The 9,539-nt window shown below is 34.0% G+C and carries 12 protein-coding genes; all 12 read left to right on the plus strand.

What is annotated here, in order from left to right:
* Positions 1-7: 7 nt before the first annotated feature.
* Entirely contained in the window at positions 8-502 is a 495-nt protein-coding gene (locus QMG11_RS14515) for a phage tail protein (protein ID WP_281836945.1), read from the plus strand.
* Positions 499-798 (plus strand): hypothetical protein, encoded by a 300-nt coding sequence (locus QMG11_RS14520; protein ID WP_281836946.1) that lies wholly within the window; start codon positions 499-501, stop codon positions 796-798. The genes QMG11_RS14515 and QMG11_RS14520 overlap by 4 nt, the downstream gene beginning before the upstream one ends.
* Positions 791-1,891 (plus strand): baseplate assembly protein, encoded by a 1,101-nt coding sequence (locus QMG11_RS14525; protein WP_281836947.1) that lies wholly within the window; start codon positions 791-793, stop codon positions 1,889-1,891. Before QMG11_RS14520 ends, QMG11_RS14525 begins: the two co-directional genes overlap by 8 nt.
* Positions 1,884-2,489, plus strand: a complete 606-nt coding sequence (locus QMG11_RS14530) for a phage tail protein I (protein ID WP_281836949.1) — start codon at positions 1,884-1,886, stop codon at positions 2,487-2,489. The genes QMG11_RS14525 and QMG11_RS14530 overlap by 8 nt, the downstream gene beginning before the upstream one ends.
* The gene (locus QMG11_RS14535) at positions 2,482-3,405 is read left to right on the plus strand and encodes a phage tail protein (protein WP_281836950.1); all 924 of its coding nucleotides are present in this window, start codon (positions 2,482-2,484) and stop codon (positions 3,403-3,405) included. The genes QMG11_RS14530 and QMG11_RS14535 overlap by 8 nt, the downstream gene beginning before the upstream one ends.
* Positions 3,406-3,431: 26 nt before the next feature.
* The gene (locus QMG11_RS14540; RefSeq protein ID WP_281836951.1) at positions 3,432-3,971 is read left to right on the plus strand and encodes a hypothetical protein; all 540 of its coding nucleotides are present in this window, start codon (positions 3,432-3,434) and stop codon (positions 3,969-3,971) included.
* Positions 3,972-4,226, plus strand: coding sequence for a hypothetical protein (locus QMG11_RS14545; RefSeq protein WP_281836952.1), 255 nt, complete (start codon positions 3,972-3,974; stop codon positions 4,224-4,226).
* Positions 4,226-4,753, plus strand: a complete 528-nt coding sequence (locus QMG11_RS14550; RefSeq protein WP_281836953.1) for an N-acetylmuramoyl-L-alanine amidase family protein — start codon at positions 4,226-4,228, stop codon at positions 4,751-4,753. The genes QMG11_RS14545 and QMG11_RS14550 overlap by 1 nt, the downstream gene beginning before the upstream one ends.
* A gap of 2 nt (positions 4,754-4,755) precedes the next feature.
* Positions 4,756-4,905: a hypothetical protein gene (locus QMG11_RS14555; RefSeq protein WP_281836954.1), complete on the plus strand. Its 150-nt coding sequence runs from the start codon at positions 4,756-4,758 to the stop codon at positions 4,903-4,905.
* A gap of 139 nt (positions 4,906-5,044) precedes the next feature.
* On the plus strand, positions 5,045-6,076 hold the full coding sequence (locus QMG11_RS14560) for a CHAT domain-containing protein (RefSeq protein ID WP_281836956.1): 1,032 nt from the start codon (positions 5,045-5,047) through the stop codon (positions 6,074-6,076).
* A 158-nt stretch (positions 6,077-6,234) separates the two neighbouring features.
* Positions 6,235-7,407 carry a hypothetical protein gene (locus tag QMG11_RS14565; RefSeq protein ID WP_281836958.1) on the plus strand — a complete coding sequence of 391 codons (1,173 nt, stop codon included), beginning with the start codon at positions 6,235-6,237 and terminating at the stop codon, positions 7,405-7,407.
* 615 nt (positions 7,408-8,022) lie between these two features.
* Positions 8,023-8,550, plus strand: a complete 528-nt coding sequence (locus tag QMG11_RS14570; protein WP_281836959.1) for a hypothetical protein — start codon at positions 8,023-8,025, stop codon at positions 8,548-8,550.
* Positions 8,551-9,539 lie beyond the last annotated feature (989 nt).

Raw genomic sequence — 9,539 nt, forward strand, 5'->3', positions numbered from 1 at the left:
AGGAGTAATGATAGGAGTACTAGGAGAGATCCCTTTCTCAGTATCCTTTGATGGAGACAATATTGAAGCTTTGATTTTTAGTAACCTCAAGAGGAGTGGAGGAGGGAATTATGAGCAACATAAGCGAAGAGGCCTAAAGCCATTATTGGAACTGGTGGATATTTCATTAGAGAAATTAAACTTAGAGATCTCCCTGAGAAGTGACCTGGGGATTAACCCCAAGGAGGTTCTGAGGAAGCTGATAGGTTATTCAGAAAGCGGAGAAATATTAGACTTTGTTCTAGGAGAAGAGCTTTTAGGGGAATTCGTCATAGTATCCTATGATGCCGGACACGAGCATATAACAAATAAGGGAAAAGTTAGAAAGATAGATGTCAGCATTTCATTAGAGGAATATATAAAGGAGATAGATGGAAGCATTGAGATAATAACTACACCTAAGAAGGAAACAACTAAAAAAAATGTTCATGAAGACTATAACCAAGGAGCTATAAGCCCATGATATATACATTGGAAGCAGGAAAAAATATTAATTTAAAAGCTAAAGGAGTAGAACGGATTCTCCAAAATGGTTGTAATATCCTTTCAGTGATCCAAGGAGAAGTTGTTCTGGGAAGAGGGATCGGAGTAGATGGTGATATCATAGATACCCCTTTGAATAGATCCCAGAGACTTATGAATATAAAGGAGCAATTTGGGCGGTATGAGCCTAGGCTCAAGGTAGAAAAGGTATCTTATGTTACAGATCATCAAAGTGGTGTTCTTAAACCGAGGGTGGAGGTGAAGATAATTGAGTAGCAACTTAGACATCCATAAGGAGAGTGCTGAAGAAATAACTGCAAGATTTATTAATAAGTTTGAAAAGTTAGGTGGAGAGAGTCTTGCTCTTTCAGATGAAAGAAGGTGGCTTCTTCAAGCAATAGCTTATGGATTCTTTATAAGGAATCAAACCACCAATGAGGGATTTAAGATGAACTTTGTTAGGCATACAAAGGGAGAATTTACTGATGAGATAGGGGTATTTACAGATACAGAAAGATTACCTGCAAAAGCTGCCACTGACACCTTGAGGTTTGAAATTGAAGAAGCTCAGCCTAATGTTATAGGAGTTACTCCTACCAGAGTAACTCCAGGTAATAATCTATATTTTATTACAGATTACTTTGAGTTTGCTCCAGGAGAAACCAGCAAAGATGTGATAGGGACCTGCACGGAGGTAGGAGAGGTTGGTAATGACTTTTTACCTGGTGAGATAAATAAGATAGTAGATCCTTTCCCATTTTTTAAATCAGTAACTAACCTTGATGGAAGTCAAGGAGGGGCTGAAATTGAATCTGATGCCAGCCTTAAAGAAAGGATAAGGGAAGCTCCTAGTAAATTCTCTACAGCTGGTCCTGGAGATGGGTATAAGTATTGGGCTAAGACAGCTCACCAGGATATTATAGATGTTAATGTGGCTAAAACTACTCCTGGAACAGTTAGAATTACCCCTCTAATGAAAGGAGGAGAGTTACCGACAGATAGCATTCTTGAGGCAGTTAAAACAGTTTGCAGTGATAAAAAAAGAAGGCCTCTGACTGATAATTTGATAGTCAATAAGCCATCGCAAATTACTTATGATATAGATTTTACTTACTATATATCAAATAGTAATGTAGGGCTTGTAAATGAAATTAAAGCAAAGGTTCAAAAGTCTGTGAGTGATTATATAGCCTGGCAAAAAGGAGCTCTTAAAAGAGACATTAATCCAACTGAACTCAATTATCTTGTGAGAAAAGCTGGGGCTAAGAGAATAGAAATCATCAACCCCAAATTTACCGTTGTAGAAACTTTTGAAGTGGCAAAGGAAGTTAATGTTAATCCTGTTTATGGAGGTATTGAAGATGATTAAAATATCTGAAATAAACATATTAAAGTTACTTCCATATTTTTTACAGCAGGATAAAGATATTCAAATCATCTGCCAGATAGTACAGGAGGAGCTTAACCTTATTAATGAAAAAGAAAGTAACCTTTTTACTTATGGCTGGTTTAATTCTTTAGATGAGGCTGTTCTTGATGAGTTAGCATACCAATGGAAGACAGAAGGATATGACCAGACACTGCCTAAAGCAACAAAAGCTAAGCTTGTAGAGACATCCTATATTGTTAGAAAAACAAAGGGGACCAGCTATGCTGTAGAGAAAACAGTTCAGGATATTCACGGGGATTTTGAACTTTTAGAGTGGTGGGAATCAGATATGGATCCTTATCACTTTAAGATAGTGGGAACCAGTTCTCCTCCTGGAGATAAGTTAAGTGAAATCTACAAGGCTATAGAGATGACTAAAAATGAAAGAAGTCATTTAGAGGGGATTATAGTGAGTAACCAGTGGGAAGGCAGCAATTATCATGGTATTACAACTCACTTATCTTTATTTGAAGAGATACCATTTAGTACAGAGGCAATTACAGAAGTAGAGAGATATATTGGAGGTGTAAATGGCTAAATATACAGGAAACTCTCTTACCAATCTAGGAAAAGACCTCCTTGCAAGGGCTGTTATTGGTGGAGAGTCTCTTACTTTTACAAAGGTGGAATTAGGAAAAGGAGTTCCTGCAGGAGACCCCGAGGAACTTACCCAGTTAGTAGAAACATTTAAGACGTTATCCATAACAAGTACTGCAAAATTAGAAGGAGGTAGCTACAGAGTAAGAACAGCCTTTAGTAATGCCGGGATAACAGAGGACACTTATTTAAGGGAAATAGGAGTTTTTGCCAGAGGAGAAGATGGAGTAGAGATACTTTACTCTTACTGCTATACGAATACACCAGATCTTATTCCAGCAGAAGGAGCTGGAGTTCTTGAGAGGGTAGAGGATGTAATAACTTATATCTCCAATGCTGCTAATGTTAATGCAGTGATAGATCAGAGCAAGGTCTATGCAACTATAAAGGATCTTACAGAGGGACTGGCTGGGAAGGAAGATAAGTTTGATAAGAACAGCGGTTTTAACTTAGATAAAACAGATAATGCTGAGATAGACAGCTCTATACTCCTTGCAACTGCTAAGGCAGTCAAGAAGGCTTGGGATAAGGCAATGGAAGCTTTAGGATTCACAAATACAAATAAGGCTGCTATTTTGAATAATACAGAACAGATAGAGAATTTGATTGTACAGATGCCTGCTACAATTCCAAAGGAAAAAGTTGGTACCTACTATGCTTTAGAATTGCCGACTGGAGTGACTCCTGCAACACATAGAGTGCTTGGAATAGCTGATCGTGGTAGCAGCTTAAGTAGTTTAGCAGTATATAAGCAATACCTGTCTGGGAATTATATTTACGTTAGATCGTATTTGGTTGTAGGATCAACACCTCCATCTACAGATCTAGGAGTAGATATTTCTTTTGTTAAAATCTAAATTTGTTCCGTTGGAAAGGAGAAAAAATGAGATATAACTTATTTAAAAAAGAAGCAGCTTCTTCATGGGAAGTAGCAAAAGAAAAACTTATGAAGAGTACATCTCTCAATCCTGAAAGAATAGGAGAAGACTATAAGAAGGCCTTCCCTTATGACTATAATCCTGAGGTACACTTTGTTTTTGAGGGCGATCTTACTACTCCTTATAGAATCGAAGAAGATTTTTCTATCACTTTCTATAATGAGAGAGAACTTGTTGAACAAGGGTACAGAGTACTGACGGATGGAGAGTTTCTTGAGGGAGATAATATAAGGTATATCCATTCGCCTGGAAAGTTTTATGAGTGGAATGGTACAGAGTGGACTTATAGTGCTGAGCTGGAGAGAGTGTTCCTTAATAGTGAGATCCAAGCCACAGAAAAACAGATAGAAGCTACACAGGCACAAGTAGTTTCAAGAGAAGCATTAGGAATGTATACTACCTCATTGGAAATTAAGATTACAGAATTGTTAGAGAAGCATTCAGAGCTTTGTTATGAGCTCTCTAAAACATATAAGGGGGAATAAATGGTATCTATAGTTGAGTTGCTGTTAAAGGATCCTTTAAAGGGGCTTATAGCAGTATTATTTATTCTTTTCTTCTATCTTTGGAGAGAACAGGGAAAGATAAAGAGTGAGATCGCAAGTGTAGAAAGATTTTTAGATAAGACAAAATTAGATAAAGAATCTTTTGAAATTTATAGTAACAACCATGAGGAGATCCACAAGGGATTCACTGAGCATCTAAAAACAGCAATTAACTTGCTTAGAGGAGGAAGCTAATGAAAAGAGTAGTTATAGTTCCGGGACACTCCTATAAAGACCCGGGAGCAGTCAATGAAAGCCTAGGCATTACAGAATATGAATATTGTTTAAATAGAACCTTAGAGCTTTTAAAAGGAGATACTTGGGATGATATAGATGTGGTTCTCAAGACACGTAATAGAAGTTATTCAGAGCTCCCTGGTGAGATAGATAGTCTTAGTCCAGATTATATATTAGAGCTCCACTTAAATGCAGCTAATAAGAAAGCTCAGGGTAGTGAAGTCCTTTACTGCAGGGCATCCAGCAGAGGAAAAAGAATGGCAGAGATCATTCAAAAAAATCTGGTACAGAGGCTAAACTTAGCTGATAGAGGAGCTAAATCAAAGGAAAGGAAGGAGGCAGGAGGGCATATCCTTTGGGGGACTAAGGCTCCTTGTGTGATAGTGGAGAGCTTTTTCTTAGATAGTACAAGGGAGTTGCATAGGCAAGAAGTATATGAGGCTCTGAGGACTTCTATCAGAGAAATAGTAGATAAGGGGGTATAGAGATGAAAGGGTTTTTAATAAACTTAGGGATTCAATGGATAATTGGAGCATTAAAGAGTGATAGAGAAGGGATCAGAGAGAAAGCGATAGATGGGCTGAAGAAGATCCCTGATGAAGAATTGTTGAAAGGGATAAATGGAATGAAGAACTAATAAAGCCAGGGATATTTCCCTGGCTTTTGCATTAATTTTTATAAAATCAGTTATTGAAATATAATGAGTTGAAGTTTTATTTTAATTGGGCTATATATATTATAGTAGAAACAAATAATTTATAGAAGGAAGTGCCCTTATGTCTGTTGATTCTTATCGAAATACTTTAGCTCGGCTAAATAAAGAAAAATCTAAACTTCAGGAAGATTCAGTTAAAATTAGTGAAAGAATAAATAAAATATGTTCTGATATAAATAGAATAACTAGAAGTATTACTAAAAATACAAGTCTCTCTTCTAGAAATTCAAAGCAAAGACAAATAGAAACTAAACAGAAAGAGATAACACGGTTACAAAAGAATTATGCAGCAATACAAACTAAGATAGCAAAAAAAATAGAAGATATTACAAGGGCAACAAAAAATCTCAACCGTGCACTTGAGATATACACTAAGAAAAAAAGAACTGAAGAAATAAATCATTTAAGAGTTGTATCTAAGGAAAAGGAGAAGCAATTAGCTATGCAAAAAGAACTTTCAAGAAACCCACTTACAATTAGAATGGAAGAACTACCTGAAAAAATTAAAGTATTATTTTTAGCATCAAATCCAAAAGGAAGTACTCCCCTCTCTTTGGATGAAGAAATTCGTTCAATAAAGAAAAAAATAAAAGAATCAGAGTACCGTGATTCAGTTGAAATAATATCAGAATGGGCAGTGAGACCTTTAGATATTCTCCAAGCCATAAATGAGCACAATCCAACGATAATCCATTTCAGTGGGCATGGAGCTCAGAGTAGTGATTTAGTTTTATCAGGAAATACTGGTGAAGCTAAATTAGTGTCTCCAGAAGCTATAACTCAAACTATGAAAACGACCAGTGAAAGTATGAAATTAGTTGTTTTTAATTCCTGCTTTTCAAGTGGTCAAGCTGAATCAGTAGTTCAGCACATTGATTTAGCTATAGGAATGAATAAACCTATTGGTGATTTAGCAGCTATTGTTTTTGCGTCACAGTTTTATTCATCACTAGGGTTTGGTCACTCAATATTAAAATCCTTTGAGCAAGCTAAAGCTGCTCTAATGCTCGAAGGTACAGGAGAAGAAGGAACACCGGAGCTTTTTTATGGAGAACATATAGATCCTAATGGTATTTATTTAGTAAAGGGATAAAAGATTGAGAAAAAAAGCTTAAAAACAAACACCTTGGGACGTACGTAAGTCCGTATAGATTCTAGGGTTGATTTTTTAAAAAAGTCATAACATAATATTTAAATCACATGTTATGTACATGTGATTTTCTTTATTAAAAAACTTAAAGGTGGTTATTTATGAGACATGATATAACAAAATGGATGATACATTTTACAAGTGATTTTTTCAATGAAGATGATTATGGTGAACTGTATGGATATGGAGATGCTTACGATGTACTAAAAACCATATTAAGAATAAATGGTTTAAAACCTAGTTATTCCTTAAGAAATGGCAAGACAACTTTGTTTGGCGGAGAGCCTGTAATTTGCGCGACTGAAATGCCTATTTATAGCTTAATAGAGTATGTTAAATCTAGAAATGATTCTACAATGGTTGGAGGTTATGGTGTTGCTTTTTTAAAAAAAGAATTTTTTGAAATGGGAGCTAGGCCAGTTATTTATGGTTTATCTAAAGAAAAGCTTAAGTATAAAAAAAATGGAAAATATATTCGTCTATTGGAAGAAAAAGATTTGAGTTTAACAGAACAGTATAGATATGTTCCATTTAATTTATCTAGTAATAAATGGATAGATTGGAGCCATGAGCGTGAATGGAGATGGAAAGAAAGTAACTTATTTGAAGATATTACTCAAAAAGGCTCTCATGGTTGCTATGAACATTTCAATGGAATCCCTATATTTTCAGATGAAGAAAAAAGCTTTTCAGAAATAGGGGTTTTGGTATGGACAAGGGAAGAAGCAAAAGAAATTCAAAAAGAATTAACATCTTATTATATAGCAGAAGAAAATAATTATGAGACACCTTTTTCTAAGGATGTACTAGCAAATTCTTTTATAATAATTCTAGAAGAAATAGAAAAAGCTGTAAAGGAAAATAGAATTATAGATTTTCAAACAATAGACGGATTAAAAGCCGAACAATTGATAAACCCACTTATAATTCATGATGATACAGAATGCCATTATGAAATTATAAAGCAAGCAATAGAAAATGCTGAAATAGCAGGAGAGAAAGCTGCAATAAAAGATAATATAGATAACCCAATAGACGAGGGCCCCTGCGGATCTGCACGTATAATTTCTTATGAGATAGATAATCCTATAATTCAAGAAATGATTAAGAAAGGGTATGCAAGTGGTCCTTATGATAATTGGGTATGGATAAATCTTGATATAAAATCATTTCAGCAATCTTTAAATCACAGTTTTGAAGCTTTTGCTCCAGCACTAGAAATTCTTAATGAAGAATTAGCAGATATATTTGAATTAGATCATTGGTTAGACTAATCTGTCACTAAAAGTAAAGATTAATATGAGGGCGGTCCTTACAGATTTACTGCTTATGGGTCGCCCTCTTTTTTATTTAATTAAATACTAGAAATTAAGAGGAGGTTACCTTACTTTCAAAATTGGAGATAAAAAATAGAATACGGTTTGCAAAAGAGTGGCTTTTAATGTCACTTTTTTTAATGCCAATTTTTAGATGATGGTATTAACAGGAGCTATATTTTCAATCAAAAAAATAGAAACATAATAATGATTTTTATCTAATTATCCACCTAAAAATTTCTATATTTTTCTTAATATTAGATGCTAGATATAAGATTTTAACACTTTTCACTTGTTTAACTCTAAAAGGATTTTTAGACACCTTAATATATATATATATATATATATATTAAGTATTAAGATGTTTAGTTTATAAATTAATATCAGTTAAAATAGCTTATCAAGTTATAATTATTAATTTGCTATGAATACTTGTAAAATAAAAAAATACGGTTAGTCTTTTAATTTATAAAATTGAATCTTGAATATTCTTTTCATCAACGTTGGTTTTAAATTCAGGTACTTTTAAGAAAGTTTAATAAATTTATTAATAAAAGAGGGAGGAAACATAAAATGTTTGGAACTCATACTATCTTGATTTTAATGGGATCATTATTATTACTTATAGGCATCGCAGGGGGTGGTATTTCCATTAAAGAAATAAAAATTCCTAAAGTTAATAATCTATCTAGAACGCTGTCTTTTATTATGGGTATTGGATGTATTATTGGTGGTATTTATATTGAGAATTTGAATAGTACTAGCTCAAAAGAAGCAAAAGATCCTGTGAGAGAAAGAGTTGCTCGTCCCGCAGAAACAGCGACAAATGTTCAGACAGCATCAACCAGTGAGGAAGAGCCTGTGATTGAAAGAGAAGAAGTGTGTAGATTTTATACAGAGGATGAGGCTTACTTGGTATGGATATCAGTTGAGCCTGATAGAATAAGAAGAGGCGAAGAAGCGACATTAACATGGGGAATTTTACCAGATGAGTACTCAAGAATCATTAGTCCTGAAGAAACCACCATCTATATCCTGAGGGGAGTGAACGGTAACGGAGAAATTATTATTGAAGAAGAGACACAACTGTATGTAGAGTAATCAGAAATTGTTCCCAAAATAAGAAGAGGTGGTTGCTGAAAGTGTAGGAAAAGTCTATCCATGAATTCAATATCTATTAGTCCAACAAAATCAACCACAGATATTCTGAGAGCAAATTCCAATTTTTAATTTTTCTTCTCAATTCTTATTTCTAAAATTTGAAGAATTAAAGCGAAGAGAGGTAACAAAGTGGTAACAAAAAAGTAAAAAAATATGATTTTTTTATTTTTTTAAAAAGTCCTGCTTCCTTTTTTAAAGGGTTGAGGTTATATAAATGAATTGATATTGTTAAAAAAGTTATGGTAAGGTAGAGGTCGCCGGTTCGACTCCGGCAGGTGGCACCAGTATTTATAAAACCTAGAGCAGATCTTTAAAGGTCTGCTTTTTTATTTTGGACTTAAAATAGACTTATTTGCTTCTGGTACTCTCCTGCATTCTCAAAAGGTCACCTTAATTATTTACTTGGCCAACTTCAATATCCTTTTCTCAACTTATTCTAAACTGGAAGTTTCTGGTTCAAGAGTGCCTATGTTGAGATGTTTCTTATAGTCCCTTTACCCTTAGAAGCTTTTATGTTTTCTTATGTAAGCTTCTTATGCATTATAATATTTTTTATTAGACTGTTACAAAAGTATTGTATTATTTTCAATATCGCAAAATTTCTCTGAGAGTTAGAATAGGCTGCCTAACTTTTAACCCTTATACTGTCTTTTTTCAGTTTATTTAGTAATTGATCTTTTAAAAATCAAGTATTAAATACATAACTGCGCTTTTTCTAAAAAAAAAAATTGACTCTGTCCCAAGGACAGACAGTATATAAATTAATATAGAATTCAATAACTGATGTGTTTAAGCTAAGGTTAATAGAGTGTTGCAAAAGTAATTCACAAAAAATTAAAAATCATATCCAATATAGAGTAATAATTGAGTTACCACACAAAATTCTACTCGAAAGGATATGACCAGTAATGTATATACCTCAAACTACT

The organism is Propionigenium maris DSM 9537 (assembly GCF_027925155.1).
GTDB lineage: Bacteria > Fusobacteriota > Fusobacteriia > Fusobacteriales > Fusobacteriaceae > Propionigenium > Propionigenium maris.